The organism is Streptomyces sp. 840.1 (assembly GCF_003751445.1).
GTDB lineage: Bacteria > Actinomycetota > Actinomycetes > Streptomycetales > Streptomycetaceae > Streptomyces.
This window is the reverse complement of the sequence record NZ_RJUU01000001.1, coordinates 4,403,911-4,421,087: the sequence shown is the minus strand read 5'-3', so window position 1 is coordinate 4,421,087 and position 17,177 is coordinate 4,403,911. Positions and strand designations below refer to the sequence as shown.

Genomic DNA, 17,177 nt, shown 5'->3' with positions numbered 1-17,177 from the left:
GTCACCGCTCCGGCTATCCATGTATCGGCCTTTCTGCGAATCGAATCGGCACGCTGTCAAAAACGATGTGACGCCCGTTCTCGAAGTGGCGGCCCGGTTCTTCCGTGAGGTGGTATACGGGGTGCTGCGCCAGTTCGCCCAGCACCGTCCTGAACTCCATCCTGGCCAGAGCCGCTCCGAGGCAGTGATGGATACCGAATCCGAAGCTGAGATGCTGGTGCGAGTTTCCGCGATCGAGCGAGAAGTCCTCGGGCTCCGGATACTTCGCCGGGTCCCGGTTGGCCGCGTCGAGCAGCAGGACGACCCTGGAGCCGCTGGGAATGGTCGTACCGTCGATCGTCACCTCACGCGTCGTGAAGCGGGTGAAACGGTCGGTCGGGCACCACCGGCGCATCGTCTCGTCGCCCGCGACCGACATGAGCTCGGGTTCCTCCCTGAGCCGCTGCTGGAGACCGGGGTTGCCCGCGAGGTGCCACAGCATGCGGCTGAGCGTGTTCAGGGTGGTCTGGTGTCCCGCTATGCACAACGACACGATGACGGAGTGCAGCCGCTCGTCGGAGATCGGCTTCCCGTCGATCTCCGTGTTGGCCAGCCGGGATATGTAGAAGTCCCCCGGGTGCGCGCGGGCGTTGCGTACCTCGTCGGCGAGCAGTTCGCGGAACTCCGGCCAGAAGCTGTCCGCCTGGCTGTCCTTGGAGAGGTGTTTCCACAGATTGCTCGTGAGTTCGCGCACCTTGAGCTGCGCCGGCTCCGAGAGGCCGATGGTCAGGGCGAGCACCCCGATCGCGAACGGATTCGCCAGCTCGGCGGAGAAATCCCCGTACCCGCGCTCCGCGATCGGTCCGATGAGCTCTGTGGCAAGGGTCCGGATCCGCGGTTCGAGGCGCCGTACCTCCTCGTTGTGCAGGGGCGGCGCCATGAGGGCGCGAAGCTCTCCGTGCTCGGGCGGGTCGAATTCGATCGGGGAGAACTTCGGCATCCCGGCGGCCCTGGGGTAGAAGACCCCGGACCCCGAACTGAAGGTTCGGTGGTCCTTGAGTGCCGCTTTGATGTCGGCGTGGCGCGACAGGATCCACAGCCCACCGTGCGCCTCGGTGTACGTCACAGCCGCCTGCTCGCGCACTTCGCGGTTGACATCCTGCGCCACGTCGGGTGTGTACTCGGGGTCGTGCCAGTCGAAGTTCCGCACGAGCCGGGTGATGAGATCCTGTCGCGCTGTCGCCATTGCTCCTCCGGGGTTTCTTCCGCTTCTTCCGTTGCTCAGGAGTCAGGTCCCTCGGCCTGCGCGCCCGAGGGGCTCACCCCGCCACCGGGACCTCGGGGTCCGTTTCCTCGGCCGCTGCCTGGCCCCGCAGGTCGTCGACCAGGAAATCGGCCAGGGCCGCCACCGTCGGATTGCTCCACAGGATCGTCGGCGGCAGATCGATTCCGAACCTGCGGTTCAGCCTCACGCGCAGCCCCACGGTGAGGACCGAGTCGACGCCGAGGTCGACGAGCGGACGGTTCGGGTCGATGTCCGCGGCCGGCAGGTTGAGCTCGGCGGCCACCTGTTCGTTGACGTCCTGCGCCACCCGGTCCCGCAGCTCCTCCTCCGACAGCTCCAGCCAGTCGGTGACGCTGCCGGCCGGCTCACCCGCGTGATCGGTCTCCATGACGCTCGTCAGCTCGCTGAACACCGGCAGCCGCCGCTCCGGCAGCACGCGCATGACCACGTAGTACGGGCTGTGGAAGCGGTCGCTGAACGACCAGGCGCGGAACGCCTCGGTCATGGAGATGCTGCCCAGCCCGCGTGACTCCGCCTCGATGGTCGTCGTGCCGGCGGTGGTCTCCGCCATGCCCGCTCCACGCCAGGAGGTCCACGCGAGACTGGTCGTCTCCGTGAATCCGCCGGCGTTGCGGTACGCGGCAAGTCCGTCGAGGAACGAGTTGCCCGCCGCGTAACTCGCCTGGCCGGTCAGCCGTGCGAGCTGCCCGCACGAGGAGAACAGCGCGAAGAAGTCGAGCGTTCCCGGCGGGAACATCCGGTGCAGGACCATCGCGCCGCGCATCTTCGGTGCCATCGCATGACGCAGTCCGTCGGGGTCGACGTTGTCGACCAGGGCGTCGGCCACCACACCGGCGGCGTGCACCACACCGCGGATGGGCGGCAGCCCGAGCGCCGAGGGGTCGAGTGCCGCCGCGGACTTGTCGGCGTCCGAGATGTCCAGTGCGAGCACCCGGACCGTCACTCCCAGTGCCTCAAGGGCCAGGACGGCATCGGTCCGGCGCCGGATCGCGCTGTCCTGGATCCCGGCCCACTGGGCCCGCGGCGGCAGTCCGCGCCTGCTGACGAGGACGAGACGGCGGGCGCCCCGGTCCACCAGATGACGGGCCACCTCGAGGCCGAGCGCTCCGACGCCGCCGGTGATCAGGTACGTACCGTCGAGCCGGCACTGCACTCCGCCGGGACCGGCCGCACGGTCGATCCGGGTCAGGCGCGCCACCGAAGCGCCCTCCTTGGTCAGCGAGATGACATCCTCGCTGCCCGGGAAGGCGGACAGGACGCTGAGCAGGCGGTCCGAGGTGTCGCTGTCGAAGGCGGCGAGCTCCGTCCCGACATCGACGACCCCGCCCCACAGGTCGGGGCGCTCGCCCGCGGTGATCCGGGAGACCCCCCAGAGGGGTGCGTGGGCGAGGGCCGACTCGTGTTCCGCGTCGCGTACGCCCTGGGTCAGGCACCAGAGTTTCAGCGGTGATTCGGCGGTGGGGTCCGCCCGCTCGGCAAGGCGGCGGCTCAGCGACTGCACCGCGTCGATCAGCGTCCAGGCGTTGCGCTCCGCGGCGGCCTCGGATGATTCACCGGTGTTCTGCGGCCTCGGCGCCACCAGCAGCACGCCCGGCTCGTCGAGCGGCAGCTTCGCGAGGTCGGCGGCTGATTCGAGGCGGACGCACCGGACGCCGGAACGGCCCAGATGGCCGGCGAGCGCCCCGGTGACGGAGTCGTCGCCCAGCAGCACCAGTTGCCCCGGAGCGGCTCCGGCCTCGAGCTCGACGGACCGCCAGTCGAGCTCGTGCACGAGCTCGCTCGGCGCCATGATGCCGCCCGGCCGGTCCTGCACGATCGTGTAGCGCAGCCCGGTCACCTCGCACACCACCTGGCCGCTCTCGTCGGCCACCAGCACGTCGATGGTGGTGTCGGGATCGGTCGCCGAACGCGTGGTGTGCACCGTGACCCGGCCGGGCGGCGGGCCGCGGAAGACCATCGCCTCGATGTGCGAGGACGTGCGCAGGGTCCTCGCGTCCTCGTTGGTCACCAGCACTCCGCTGACCGTGAGGGCGCCGTCGATGACCGCGGTCCAGCTGCTCGGGTGGAGCTTGGGCTCGTGATCGATGATCACCGTGGCCAGCTGCTCGACCTCGTTGCGGCGCAGTTCCGTGACCACCCACGGGAAGGTGTATCCCTCGACCCCCATGTTCCTGAACATGGTGTCGACCCGGGTCCAGGTCCACTCCTCCGGGCACCGGTCCCTGATGGCCTGGACGTCCTCCATCGGCCGCGTGCCGGCCACCGCCGTCCTGTCGACCGTCGCGGTGGTGTGCGTCAGCCACTCCAGCTCCTGGGTGGCCGTCGAGTCGCCGGCGTCCCGCTGGATGCAGCTCGCCAGGCGCGCCTGGTTCTGGTCGAGTACGACCTGCACCACCCGGGGGGGCAGGGCCGCCAGAGGCGTGCGGAAGACGATGTCCTTCAGTCCCGGAACCGATTCGCCGTGCGTCGCCGCCGTCACGAAGGTGTTGAGGACGACCGAGGCAGGTACCGTCTCGACGCCGACGACCTTGTGGCTCTGCGCGTAGGGGCGGCTGTCCATGTCCAGGTGTGTCTGCCAGACCTGCTGGGCCGGGGCGCCGGCGACGGTCATACGGCCGCCGAGGAGCGTGTGGCTGTCCGGGTCGTGTCCGCGGCCATGGCTCTCGCCCGTCGTCGCGGGGAAGATCCAGTACGGGCGGTGCTGCCATTGAGTCGTGGGCAGCGCCACCAGTGTGCCCTTGTGGTCCTGCCACCCGATGTGCACGCCGTTGCAGTGCAGTTCGGCGAGGTTGCGCAGGAGCTGGCCCGTTTCCGGTACGTCGCGCCGCAGGGAGACGGCTACGCGGATGTCCTCGGCCCCGGCGTCCTCGGCGGTCTCGGTGATGGAGTGCGCGACCACCGGGTGCGAGGAGATCTCCAGGAAGGTGTGCTCACCGTCGTCGAGGGCCGCCCGCACGGCCTGGGTGAACCTGACCGGAGCACGCAGGTTCGTGCGCCAGTACTCCCCGTCTCGCGCCTCGCGGGAACGAGGGTCGGCGAGCGCGCTGCTGTACAAGGTGATCTGCGGCTCCTTCGCGGTCAGCTGCCGGGCTGCGGCCGTGACCTCGTCGAGGACCGCGTCGACGTGCGGGCTGTGGAACGCCACGTCCGTGTCGACCCGTCTGACCTGGATTCCCGCGGAGCCCCACTCGGCGACGAGGTTCTCGACCGCGGCGCGGTCTCCCGAGACGACGGTCGACCGCGGGCTCGCCGAAATCGCGGCGACGATGTCGTCCCAGCCCGCGAGGTGGCGCTCCACATCGGCCAGCGACTCCCCGACCAGTGCCATCCCGCCGAGCCCTGCGACACGTTGCAGTGCCGCGGCGCGGCGGCAGGCGAATCTGGCGGCGTCCTCCACGTCGAGCGCGCCCGCGGTCACCGCGGCCGCGATCTCTCCGACGGAATGCCCGATGACCGCGCTCGGCGTCACGCCCTTGGCGCGCCACGTCTGCGCGAGGCCGATCTGCATGGCGAAGGTCATCGCCTGGACCACGGACACGGTCCACGGCCCTCCGTTGCCGATGACCTCGCGAGGGGTCCAGCCCATCTCCTCGTCGAAGATCTCCGCCAGGGCGTCGATGGACCGGGCGAAGACGGGGTCTTCGCGCAGGAGTTCCTGGCCCATCCCGGTCCACTGCGCCCCGTGCCCCGAGAAGACCCATACCGCCCCCGGGCCCCGTGCGGGCTTGGCGCGTCCGGTGATCAGCTCGGGGGTCCGCTCCCCGGCGGCCAGGGTCTCCAGCCCGGTGAGGAGTTCAGCGGCCGAGCCGGCCACCAGAGCCGCCCTCGTCTCCAGGTGCGAGCGACGGTGGGCCAGGGTGTGCGCGACGGAGTCCAGAGACACACCGGGGTTCTCGCGCAGCCGGCCGGCCGTCGCCCCGGCGAGGGAGCGCAGTCCGGCCTCGGACATCGACGAGAGGGGGAACAGCCGGCGCGTGCCCGCCGGGAAGGCCTCGGCGGCGGGAACCGGGGCCGCTTCCGGCGCCGGGGGCTCCTGCAGGATCAGGTGGGCGATCGTTCCGCCGACGCCGTAGCTCGACACGCCTGCCCGGCGGGGCTGCTCGCCGGGCGGCCAGGGCGTCGTCTCCTTGACCAGGCGCAGACCGCCGCGGTCGAGTTCGAGGTCGGGGCCGGCTTCGGTGTGCAGGCTCGGGGGAAGCTCGCCGTGCTCCATCGCGAGTACGGCCTTGATGGCGCCGGCGATTCCCGAAGCGGCCTCGACATGACCGATGTTGGGCTTGAGACTGCCCAGCATGCAGGGGCCGTCCGCCGGCCGTCCGGCACCGAAGACCCGGGCGAGGGCGCGTACTTCCGCGAGATCACCGACCGGGGTTCCGGTGCCGTGGGCCTCCACGTATCCGACGGAGGCGGGGGCGATGCCGGCCCGGCCGTACACCTGACGGAGCATGTGCTCCTGGGCGTCGGCACTCGGTGCCATCATGCCGTCGGACCTGCCGTCCTGGAACACGCCGCTGCCCATGATCAGCGCACGCACCGGATCCCCGTCCCGGCGGGCGTCCGCGAGCCTCTTGAGCACCATGACGCCGGCGCCCTCGCCGCGTCCGTAGCCGTCGGCCGCCTTGTCGAAGGCCTTGCTCCGCCCGTCGGGCGAGGTCGCACCCGCCGCGTCGAGGGCGACGTTCAGGGCGGGGCTCGCCATGATGTTGATGCCGCCCACGATGGCCACGGGCGTCTCGCCGAGCCGCAGGCTCTGGCAGGCCAGGTGCAGCGAGGTCAGCGATCCGGCGCACGCGGTGTCGACGGCCATGCTGGGGCCGTTGATGTCCAGGAAGTAGGAGATCCGGTTCGCTATGCCGTAGAAGGTCGTGCCGTTGACCGCCCACGCACCCGATCTGGGCAGGTCCTCCAGCAGCCGGCGGCCGTAGTCGTTGGAGTTGGCCGACATGAACACCGATGATTCGGAACCGCTCAGGGCCAGGGGCTGCAGGCCGGAGTCCTCCAGCGCCTCCCAGGCCATCTCCAGCAGGATGCGCTGCTGCGGATCGAGGTACTCCGCCTCGCGCGGGGTGATTTTGAAGAATTCGGCGTCGAATCCCTCGATGTCATCGAGGAACATTCCCTTCCGGGTGGTCCTCCGCAGGATCGCGGTCGCCTCAGGGCTCTGTGCGGCGTACGGCTCCCAGCGCTTGTCGGGCATTTCACTCACCGCACTGCGGCCCTCGACAAGGGTCGCCCACAGCTTTGCGGGCGAGTCAAGGTCGGGCGCGAAACGACAACTCATTCCGATGATGGCAACGGCTTCGTCAGTTTCAGGAACTTGCTGCTCGCCCACAATTCCTCCACTTACCTCGGGTCCCGGGGTCGGCCGATCCACACAACAAGCGGCACGGCTTTTCAGCGCACAAGAATCACCACGTCAGACCGAATTCACGGCGACGTCTCGCGGGAAACCTCTCGCGCCTCGGTCCTGGCGCGCAGGCTCAGCGGGCGCATATCGGTCCATACCTCCGAAATATGCTCCAGACAGGCGTCCTTGGGCCCGCTGAAGCCCGCCTCCGACCAGCCGGCCGGAATGTCTCGATCCGCCAGCCAGATCGAATACTGCTGCTCCGCATTGACGACGACGTGATAGTCGCGCTCCACGTTGCTCATTCTTCTTCCTCCTGACAGAAAACACTACTCAAGAACGTTGTCCACGACAGGAATTCCGGGCCATCTCTTTCACCGGCCCCTCCGCACAATCGGCGGAAGTGTGTCGGAGTCAGATGCGCCGGCGCGCCGCAGCTCCACATGGCCGGCCAGTTCCTCCAGCGTTCCGGCAGACATCAGCTCCCGCAGCGCGACCTTCACTCCGAAAAGGCCGTCGATCCGGCTCTGGAGACGGGCCGCGAGCAGTGAGTCACCTCCGAGCTCGAAGAAGTTGTCGTCCGCTCCCACCCTGTCCACGGCGAGCAATTCCGAGTACAGCCCGGCGAGCCCCCGGGGAATCTCGCCCTGCGGCCGGCGGTACGGCTGCGCGGGCCGCCACTTCCGCCAGTCCGCCGGTGGCAGTGAGAGCCGGTCGGTCTTGTTGGAGGTGTTCACGGGAAGGCGGTCGAGGAGCACGTAGGCGACGGGCACCATGAACTCCTGCAGGTACCGCACCGCGTGGGAGCGCAGTTCGCCGGGCGTGACCGGCCCCCGGGTGACCAGGCAGGCGACCAGCTGGCTCTGCCCCTCGTCCCGCACCCCGACCACGCACACCTGGGCCACGTCCGGGTGACGGCCCAGCGCCCATTCCACTTCGCCCACTTCGACCCGGTGCCCGCGGATCTTGACCACGTCGTCGATGCGCCCCCGGTGCTCCAGCACTCCGTCGGCCCGCAGCCGTCCCGCGTCTCCGGAGCGGTAGAGCCGGCTGCCCGGGGTGCCGAAGGGGTTCGGGCGGAACTTGTCCGCCGTCAGCGCCGGATCCGCCAGGTATCCGAGCGCGAGAGCGGGCGAGTCGACCCACACCTCCCCCATCGTCCCCTCGGCCACCGGAGTCAGATCCTCTTCGAGGAGGTGCACGCGCACCCCGGGCAGCGGCCGGCCCACGGGTGGCGCGGCGGCGCGGTCGGCGGATGTCGCCGTGGCGGGCGTACACCGCGACTCCCATGGGTGCAGCGAGTTGGCGATCTGGAATGCCTCGAGGGAGCCGTAGGACACGGCGACTTCGAACGGAAGGCCCGCCGGTGCCCAGCGGTTCAGCTTGTCCCCGCCGAGGGTCATCAGCCGCAGGGAACAGTCCGCCGGCCAGTCGAGCGACTGCAGCTGCTCGCCCACCGGAGTGATGACGAAGGTCTGGGTGATCCCGTGGGCGAGCAGCCACTCGCGCAGGGCGGGCGGGGAAGCCACCACCTCCGGCTCCGCGATGTGGATACCGGCCCCCGCCCACAGCAGCATGCACACCTCGTGGACGGCGATCCCCGCACCGGCCGGCGCGAGCCAGGACCCGCGGTCGGCCGGACCGGTGCGGTTGACGGCGACGCCATGGGACACCCCGTGGGTCAGCCAGCTGTGCTGCGCCAGAACGATCTTCACCTTGCCCGCGGAGCCCGAGGTGTGCATGGCGAACGCCAGGTCGGCCGGCTCGACCTCGATGCCGAGATCACCGCCGTCCGTGCCCGGCGCCGTCCGCAGCGCCTCCACCACGAGCACCCGGGCCGCCCCCGGTGACAGCTCGGCGGACCGGCTCGCGCTCGTCAGGACGACCGGTGGTCCGGCGAGGGCGATCGCGCGCGCCGTCCGCTCCGAGGGCGCTTTCGGGTCGAGCGACATACAGATGGCGCCCAGCTTCAGGGTGGCCAGCATCGAGACGACCCATTCGATGGACCGCACGAGGTGAACGCCGACCACTTCCTGCCGCCGTACTCCGTTGGCCAGCAGGATCCTCGCCAGCTGATTCGCCCGCTCGTTCAGCTCGGCGTAGGTGACCCGGGCGCCGCCGTGCTCGATCGCGAGCGCGTCGGGTCTCGTCCTCGCGTGGTGCTCCACCACTCCCACCACGGTGGTCATCGGCTTCGTGCTCAAAGGTCCCCCTCGTGTGGGCTCTCCGCCACCGCGGCGAGCATGGCGTCGAGTTCGGCCTCGGAGAGTCCGTCGATCCAGTCCTCGCTCTCCACCGCGAGGCCGGTTTTCTCCGAGATCGCGAGCTCTTCGACGGCGTCGGCCATCGCCTGCAGTTCAGGCTTCAGGAACAGGGTCTCCATCGGAATCTCCCTCCCGAACGCGACGTGAATCCTCGACACGAGCTGCACGACCATGAGGGAGTGCCCGCCGAGCTCGAAGAAGTTGGCCTCGCCGCCGATGCCGCTGACGCCGAGCATCTCTTCCCAGACGGCCGCCAGGGCCTCGGCGACCTCCCCGCTGGGCGGTGTCGAGGGTTCGCTCCGCCGGGCCTCTTCGCGCCGCAGTGCCACCAGCGCTCGCTGGTCCAGCTTTCCGTTGCGCGTGAGCGGGAGCTCGTCCAGCACCAGGACGACTGTAGGAACCATCCAGTCGGGAAGGATCCGCAGCAGCCTGCGCCGAATCTGTGTCGGGGTCGGGGCCGGCTCCGTGGCCGGCACCACGCAGGCGTGGAGGGCCAGGCCGGCGACCCGGTCCTCGGCGACGAACGCCGCGCCCCGGGCCACTTCGTCGAGCCCGAGCAGAGCGGTCTGGACCTCCCCGAGCTCCACCCGGTGTCCGCGGATCTTGTACTGCTGGTCGGCCCGCCCCCGGTAGACCAGCTCACCGTCCCGCCTGCGCAGGGCGAGGTCCCCCGTCCGGTACATGCGCGCGCCGGGCAGGGCGCTGTACGGGTCCGGGAGCATGCGCAGCGCCGTCAGCGCGGGGTCGCCCTGGTAGCGCTGGGCCACCCCGCCACCACCGACGAAGATCTCGCCGGGTATCCCGGGCGGCACGGGCCGCAGTTCGGCATCGAGCACATAGAGGGACAGGTCCGCGAGCGGTTCCCCGATCAGGGAGCCCGTCTCCGCGGTGTCGGCGCGGACGACCCGCCGGAACGTCACGTGCACCGTCGTCTCGGTGATCCCGTACATGTTCACCAGCTCGGGGCCCTGCTCTCCGAAGGCCTCGAACCAGTCGGCCAGTGCGCCGAAGTTCAGCGCCTCGCCCCCGAACACCACGTAGCGCAGGGCGAGACGGGGTTTTCTGGCGAGGGCCACCTCGGCCGTCTGGAGGAAGGCGGACGGGGTCTGGCTGAGGACCGTCACCCCTTCGCGTTCGAGTAGTTCCAGGAAGGCGTCCGGTGCCCTGGTCACCCAGTACGGGACCACGACGAGACGACCGCCGTACAGGAGTGCTCCCCACAGCTCCCACACGGAGAAGTCGAAGGCGGTGGAGTGGAACAGCGTCCACACGTCGTCGCTGCCCAGGCCGAAGACCCGGTCGCCCGCGGTGAACAGCCGCAGCACATTGGCGTGCGAGACCACCACGCCCTTGGGGGAGCCCGTCGAACCCGAGGTGTAGATGACGTAGGCCGGGGACTGGGGCGCCACCACGGCCTCGACCACCTCGTCGGACCCGTCCAGCAATGCGGGTGCGTCCCAGTCGAGCGGGACGACATGCTCCGGCCCCGGCGGCAGCCGGCCGGCGAGACCCGGTGAGGCGATCACGACCGTGACGGCGCAGTCCGCGAACTGGCCGGCGGTCCGGTCGGCCGGGCTGTCCGGGTCGATGGAGAGATAGGCCGCGCCGCACTTGAGGACGGCCAGCACGGCGGTGGGCAGGTCGACGCTCCGCTCGACCATGAGCCCTACCGTCGTCCCCGGACCGGCCCCCCGGCCGAGCAGTACGTGCGCCAGGCGATCGGCGCGCCGGGCGAGCTCGGCGTACGACAGCGTGCACCGTTCGTCGCAGACCGCTGTCGCGTCCGGCTCGCGCGCGGCGCGCTCGCGGAATCGTCCGTGCAGCGTTGTGGCGATGTCGCGGAAGTCGGCAGCGGGAGCGCCGACGAGCTCCGCGTGTTCGGCCGGGGTGATCAGCGGCACGTCGCAGAGCGGCCGGTCGGGCTCCGCGGTGCCCGCGCTCAGGAGGGCGGTCATCCACCGGGCGTAGGAGGCCACCGTCGACTCGTCGAACAGCTCGTCGTCGTACGGGAGATAGCCGACGACGCGGTCGTCCTCGCACCACAGCTCGGCCATCAGGTCGAAGTGCGTCGCACCGCCGTCGAGGTCGGCGAAGCTCACGTCGAGGCCGGGCAGGTCCGGAGGCTTCGGGGCGGCGTCCCGCAGGCTGAATGAGGTCTGGAAGACCGGCGTGATCCCGGGCACCCGGGCCGGCTGAAGCTCGCGCACCAGCATGTCGAAGGGCACGTCCTGGTGGGCGAGCGCCGCGTTGAAGGCATCCCGGGTGCGCCTGACGAGTTGTCGCAGGGAGGGCCGGCCGCTCACATCGACCCGGATCGCCAGCCAGTTCAGGAAGTAGCCGAGCATGTTCTGCAGTTCGGGCCTGGTGCGGCCCGCGACCGGTACACCGACGACCAGTTCCTCGTGCCTGGTCAACCGGGTGAGGAAGCCGAAGTAGAGGGACAGGAAGGCCACATGGAGGGTGGTGGAGTTCTCCTGGGCGAGCCGCCGCATGGCAGCGACGAGGGGCGGGGCGAACTCGACGCGATGGAATCTGCCCTGGCTCGTCCTGATCGCCGGGCGTGGCCGGTCGGTCGGCAGGTCCAGTGCCCCGGGGATGCCGTCCAGGGCCTCTCGCCAGAAGTCGAGCTGCCCTTCCAGGGCCTTGCGGTCGAGGGTCTCGCGCTGCCAGTGGGCGAAGTCGGGGTACTGGAGATCGAGCGGTTCGAGCTCCAGAGGTCCGCCGAGCTCGGCGGCGTAGAGGCTTCCGAGCTCGCTCAGCAGGATCCCGAGCGACCAGTAGTCGGAGACGATGTGGTGCTGGACTATCACGAACAGGTGCTCGTCCTCGCCCAGCTCGTACAGCTCGCAGCGCAGCAGTGGTCCCGTGCTCAGGTCGAACGCCTCCGAGATCGCCCGCGCGGCCCTCGTGCGGGCCTCGCCCACCGGGTCCGGCCCGGTCCCCCGGCCGTGCACCACGAGGGGGATGTCGACGCTCTCGAGGACGACCTGCCGGGGGCCGTCGTCGCCCGCCACGAACACCGTGCGAAGGGCTTCATGACGTGCGGTCAGCCGGGAGAGGGCCCTGCGCAGTGCTTCGACGTGCAGCCGGCCGTCGACCCTGAGCGCCGTCGGCACGTGGAAGATCTCCCCGTGCGCGAGCAGTTCGCTCATGAACCACAGCCGCTCCTGCTCGAAGGACGCGGATATCTCGGTGAGGGCCGGCGGGCGTCGCCGGACACGGGCCGCCGCGTCCGGGTTCCGTTCCATGATCCGCAGCACCAGGTCCCGCTGTGCGGGCGCCAGCGCCGCGAGCCGCTGCTCGAGCGGGTCGGGCCGGCCGGCCCCTTCTCCTTGCTCAGTCACTTCGCTGCTCCCTCTCCCGGATTGCGGTCCGTGCCTCAGCGCGCGGTGAAGCCGCCGTCCACGGCCATCGCGGTGCCCGTGGTGCCTGCTGACTCGGAGCAGGCGAGCCAGAGGCAGGCCGCCGACACCTCCTGCGCGGTCACCAGACGGCCGATCGCGTGATACGAGGAGGAGCCGCGCTCGTAGTCGGCCAAGGTGGCCCCCATGGCCTGGGCCACCGCCGCCGTACTCGTGGTGCCCAGGCTGTCGTCGGCGGCCACCGTGCTCGGGCACACCGCGTTCACCCGGATTCCGGAGCGGCCGTACTCCAGGGCCAGCGCCTTGGTGAGGCCCACGACCGCGTGCTTGGAGGCGACGTAGCTGGAGTACATCTCGTACGCGACGAGGCCGCCGACCGAAGCCGTGTTCACGATCACGCCGGAGCCCTGCGCGACCATCCCCGGCAGCACGGCACGGCAGCAGCGCCACGTCCCGTTGAGGTTGACGTCGATGACCGTGTTCCAGTCCTGCTCGCTCAGTTCGTGCGAACGAACCCCTCCGGGGGCGAGCAGACCGGCGTTGTTGACGAGGATGTCGATCCGGCCGAACCCGTCGAGCCCCGCCGCCACCGCCGCGTCCACCGCCTCCTGGCTCCGGACGTCCGCGACCGCCGTCAGGACCCTGCTGCCGAGACGGCGGCATTCGGCCGCCGTCTCCTCCAGTTCCTTGCGGCTCGAGAGCCGGTAGGGTCCGTCCTCCTCGCACCGGTCGGCCAGCAGGAGATCGGCGCCCTCGCGGGCGAAGGCAAAGGCATGGGAGCGCCCCAGAGCGCGGGCCGCGCCCGTGATCATCGCGATCTGTCCTTCGACGCGCATCGTCTTCCCCTCATCCCGTACCGCTGGAAAGCACTTCTCTCGGCCGGGTGGCATCCGCCGCCCGCTTCTTCAGCAGCGTGGCCAGCCGGGAGAGTGCCGTGTCGAGAACGGCGACCGACCGGTGCAGCTCCGGCAGCACGATGTGCTCGTCGCTCGTGTGGTCCAGATGGGCGTCGCCCGGCCCGTAGGCGACCATCGGCACCCCCCAGCGGTCGGCCACGTTCATGTCCGAGGTGCCGGCCTTCAGTTTCAGGACGGGGTCGCCACCCTGCAGCATGATGGCCGCGCGCATCGCCCGCGCCACCGGATCGCTTCTCGGCCGGCGCACCGCGGCGACCCTCTCGTCGAACTCCACCGTGCCGTCGCTGTGCCGGCGCAGATGCCGCTCGAACGCGTCGAAGTCGAATCCGAGGGGCACCCGGCAGGTGAGTAACGCCTCGGCACGGCTCAGGTCCCCGCGCAGGCTCACCACGGTTCCCGACGCGGCGTCGAACGCGATGGAGTCCGCCGACCCGTACTGGGCCCGCAGGTAGTCCTTCGCGAGTGAGCAGAAGGCGACGGCGGCCTCGACGGCTGTGGGCTCCGGGCTGCTGGTGTGCAGGGGCGGCCTGGTGACCTCGTACTCCACTCCGACCCTGCCCTTGTACCCCAGGCAGACGCCGTCCCAGCCGCTCGGCTCGCCGATCACCACCGCGTCGGGCGGTGCCAGCGTGCGCAGCAGGTGCCGGGCGCCACGGGAGCCCGGCACCTCCTCCCCCACGGCGCCGACCACCACCGCGCGTACGTTCGTCGCCCGAGCCGCGGCCGTGATCAGGGCGGCCATCGGCCCCTTCGCGTCGACCGCGCCCCGGCCGTAGAGCAGGTCTCCCACACGGCAGACGGGGACGGCCCCCGGGACCGTGTCGATGTGCCCGAGCAGCAGCACCGTCGGCGCACCGACGGGTCCCGCGGCGCCGTGCACGTTTCCGGCCGCGTCGATGTGGGTGTCCATCCCGAGGTGTTCCATCTGCTCGGCGAGGAAGGCGGCCAGCCGGCCCTCGTGCCCGGAGACGGACGGGATGGACAGCATCGATCTGAGGAGCCATGTGAGGTGCTCGGCCGGAGGAGTCACGTGCCCACCTGCTGTGTTCCCACGACGACGGTGCCCACGCCGTTGAGTGCCGCGTCCACCGGCCCGTCGATGCCGCCGTGGCCGATGGCCACGTGCCGGACGCCGGCCAGCCGGGCCCGGACCGCGGCGCGCACCTTGTGCCGCATCCGGCCGCTCACGGCGGCCGGTCCGGGGCCGGAGCAGTCGAGCCGGGCGATGAGCGACGCGGGGTCCGGCGGGTCGCTCAGTACTCCGGGGACATCGGTGAGGAGGACGAGCGCGTGGGCGCCCAGTGCCGTGGCGATGGCCGCCGCGACCTGGTCGGCGTCCACGTTGAGCAGTCGCCCCCCTTCGTCGGCCGCCGGCGGGGACACCACGGGGACGAGGCCGCCGGCGAGCAGGGCGCGCAGGATGGCCGGGGCGACGTGTGTGACACGGCCCGCCCTGTCGTCGCGGATCAGCCGGACCCTGCCGTTCTCCCGGCTCCTGATCGCCGTCTTGCGTTCGGCCGTCAGCAGCGCGCCGTCCGCGCCGCACAGTCCGGCCGCGATCACGCCTCGCGCCCGCAGGCCGCCGACGAGTGCGGGTTTGACCCGGCCGAGGAGCGCCATGGCCAGGACGTCGAGCGCCGTGTCGTCCGTTCGTCTGCTGCGGGTGCCGTCGGCTGCCTCGATGGTCTGCACGGGATGTCCCAACTGCCCGGCGAGCAGGTCGGCTTCGGCTCCGCCGCCGTGTACGAGGACCACATCGGTACCCGCGCCGCGCAGAGCCGCGACGTTGTCGAGCGCCCGGCCGGGGTCCAGGCCCCCGCCGAGCTTCACCACCAGTACGCCGTCCATGGATTCCACCGGCCTACACCGGGTGCAATCCGGGAAAGTCCACTCCGGTGCGTTCGGGGATTCCCGCCGCGACGTTCATGCTCTGGACAGCTCCCCCGGCGGCGCCCTTGACGAGATTGTCCAGCGCCGCGACGACGACGACGCGCTCACCGTCGTCATCGACGTCGAAGCCGATGTCCGTGAAGTTGCTCCCGGTCAGGAACTGCGGCTCCGGCAGCCGGTGCAGTCCCGCCCGCCGGGCCACGAGCCGGACGAACGGTTCGCCGTCGTAGCACCGGCGGTACGTCTGCCAGATCTCGGCGCGCGACACCGGCCGGGGCGGTCGTACGTGCGCGATGATCTGAACGCCCCTGACGAGGGGCACGGCGGTCACGGTCATCCGCGCCCGGACCCCGCACATCCGGCTGATCTCCCGTTCGTGCCGGTGTCCGGCCGCCCCGTACACACGCAAGGCGTGCTGTCTCTCCGCGTGGTGGGTCGCCGCCCCCGGTGCCGCTCCCGCGCCGCTGGATCCCGTGCGGGCGTCGACGATGACGTCTCCCGCCACCAGCCCCGCCTCCGCCAGGGGCTTGATGGCCAGGGTGGCCGCCGTCGCCATGCAGCCGGGGACACTGATCCGGTCCGCGCCGACCAGATCGGCCCTGTACAGCTCCGGGAGTCCCGGCACGAAGGGCGCTTCCGTGCTCCTTCCCGGGTCCCTGAAATCCTGCCCCAGGTCCACGAGCAGGGGCGCGGCCCGCGATAACTGGGAGTGCAGGGACAGGGACTCACCCTTGGGCAAGGAGGCGAAGAGGACATCGACCGTTTCGAGGCGGCCGGGCTCCGTGAAAGTGATGTCCGTGTGGTGCCGGAGGTTGGGGTGCACGGCTCCCAGCACGCCGCCCGCGTGGCGTCGTGACGTCACCTGGACGAGATCGAGCTCCGGGTGCCCCAGAGCCAGCCGCACGAGTTCGCCACCGACATAGCCGGATGCGCCTATGACCGAAACCTTCATGAAGTCCCGCCCAATACGTAGTCGATCATCACGTCGGCGACCGGGATCCCTGGATGCGCGGCCGCGAGACCGTGGAACTCCACCCCGCCGTTGACTTCGATCACGAACCGGTCCCCCTGGTCCGTCTCGAGGAGGTCGACGCCGAGGATGCCGCCCCCCACCGCCTCCGCGGCGCGTTCTGCGAGCTCGGTGAGCCCGGGGTCCAGCACGCAGGCCCGCGGCTGCCCGCCCCGGGCGGTGTTGCGCACCCAGTGCTCGCCGGCCCGTTCGATCGCGGCGACCGCCCGGCCACCGACGACCAGCACCCTGATGTCGCGTCCGCGCACGAACTCCTGGGCGTAGACGAGTTTCTGCACCGGCGAGGGCATCTGGTCCCGCAGGCCGATGACGGCCTCGGCCGCATCGGTGTCATTGACCTTGGCAAGGCCTCTCCCCCAGGAACCGACGACGGGCTTGAGCACTGCGGGGAACCCGACTTCGGCGACCGCCGCACCGCCGGCGGCGGCATCGAGAGCGATCGCGGTCGCGGGGGCCGGCAGTCCGGCATGGTGCAGCGCGAGGGAACCGGCTATCTTGCTGCTACAACAAGTCATTGTTGCAAGCGAGTTGAACACCGAGATGCCCAACGCCTCGTACAGTCTGCTTACTTCGAGCCTTCTGGTCGCTGAAATAGCACGGTTGAGAACAGCACGCCATTTGGGCGGCGGTCCACCCACCCGGTAGACCAGAGAGCGGTCGTCCACATGTACGCAGGGCACCGCCCTGCGCCGGAACGCTTCGAGCAACATGCGTTCCTCAGTACGGATACGCGTGGCAATCAGCACTACTGGATACGACGACAGCACTCGCCCCCCGTCCCCCGTCATTCGAACCTGCCAGGCCGCCCGGACCGCCGGTTATTCTCCCCAGTCCTCTTCGGCCTCGGGAGCCAGAGCGAGGATGAGCGGGTCCGCGGACACCACCTCGAGTCCTGCGGAACAATCCACGCAGTCAATGATCTCCGCGATCATCACGTCCGCGTCGGCAGTAATAGTCGCGTGACACTCAGGGCATTCACTGACTGACCCAGCCATTGAGACTTTCCCCTCCCCAGGAGCGCGGATCCTGACATCCAGCGGAAGTAGAACACTGGCATCACAGGGCAGTCAAGAGTAGGCCAT

At 70.3% G+C, this 17,177-nt stretch carries 11 protein-coding genes; all 11 read right to left on the bottom strand.

Going from position 1 to position 17,177, the window contains the following annotated elements:
* Window positions 1-13: 13 nt before the first annotated feature.
* The 11 genes from EDD93_RS20210 to lysW all read right to left on the bottom strand — a co-directional run bounded on the left by EDD93_RS20210 (window position 14) and on the right by lysW (window position 17,090).
* On the bottom strand, window positions 14-1,225 hold the full coding sequence (locus tag EDD93_RS20210; protein ID WP_123526478.1) for a cytochrome P450: 1,212 nt from the start codon (window positions 1,223-1,225) through the stop codon (window positions 14-16).
* A gap of 73 nt (window positions 1,226-1,298) precedes the next feature.
* The gene (locus tag EDD93_RS20205; protein WP_260255796.1) at window positions 1,299-6,617 is read right to left on the bottom strand and encodes a type I polyketide synthase; all 5,319 of its coding nucleotides are present in this window, start codon (window positions 6,615-6,617) and stop codon (window positions 1,299-1,301) included.
* 95 nt (window positions 6,618-6,712) lie between these two features.
* Entirely contained in the window at window positions 6,713-6,937 is a 225-nt protein-coding gene (locus EDD93_RS20200; protein ID WP_123526476.1) for an MbtH family NRPS accessory protein, read from the bottom strand.
* Between the two features lie 69 nt (window positions 6,938-7,006).
* Entirely contained in the window at window positions 7,007-8,836 is a 1,830-nt protein-coding gene (locus tag EDD93_RS20195) for a non-ribosomal peptide synthetase (protein ID WP_221217324.1), read from the bottom strand.
* Complete coding sequence (locus tag EDD93_RS20190; protein WP_123526474.1) at window positions 8,833-12,240, bottom strand: non-ribosomal peptide synthetase; 3,408 nt, start codon at window positions 12,238-12,240, stop codon at window positions 8,833-8,835. The genes EDD93_RS20195 and EDD93_RS20190 overlap by 4 nt, the downstream gene beginning before the upstream one ends.
* Before the next feature lie 35 nt (window positions 12,241-12,275).
* Window positions 12,276-13,094 carry an SDR family oxidoreductase gene (locus tag EDD93_RS20185; RefSeq protein WP_123526473.1) on the bottom strand — a complete coding sequence of 273 codons (819 nt, stop codon included), beginning with the start codon at window positions 13,092-13,094 and terminating at the stop codon, window positions 12,276-12,278.
* 10 nt (window positions 13,095-13,104) lie between these two features.
* Complete coding sequence (locus tag EDD93_RS20180; protein ID WP_260255795.1) at window positions 13,105-14,205, bottom strand: M20/M25/M40 family metallo-hydrolase; 1,101 nt, start codon at window positions 14,203-14,205, stop codon at window positions 13,105-13,107.
* A complete protein-coding gene (locus tag EDD93_RS20175) occupies window positions 14,202-15,023 on the bottom strand; it encodes a [LysW]-aminoadipate kinase (RefSeq protein ID WP_123526472.1) in 822 nt (273 codons plus the stop codon). Before EDD93_RS20175 ends, EDD93_RS20180 begins: the two co-directional genes overlap by 4 nt.
* Before the next feature lie 13 nt (window positions 15,024-15,036).
* A complete protein-coding gene (gene argC / locus EDD93_RS20170; protein ID WP_123526471.1) occupies window positions 15,037-16,017 on the bottom strand; it encodes an N-acetyl-gamma-glutamyl-phosphate reductase in 981 nt (326 codons plus the stop codon).
* Window positions 16,014-16,841 (bottom strand): RimK family alpha-L-glutamate ligase, encoded by an 828-nt coding sequence (locus EDD93_RS20165; protein WP_221217323.1) that lies wholly within the window; start codon window positions 16,839-16,841, stop codon window positions 16,014-16,016. Before EDD93_RS20165 ends, argC begins: the two co-directional genes overlap by 4 nt.
* A 72-nt stretch (window positions 16,842-16,913) precedes the next feature.
* Window positions 16,914-17,090: a lysine biosynthesis protein LysW gene (lysW, locus tag EDD93_RS20160; RefSeq protein WP_123526469.1), complete on the bottom strand. Its 177-nt coding sequence runs from the start codon at window positions 17,088-17,090 to the stop codon at window positions 16,914-16,916.
* Between the last annotated feature and the right edge of the window lie 87 nt (window positions 17,091-17,177).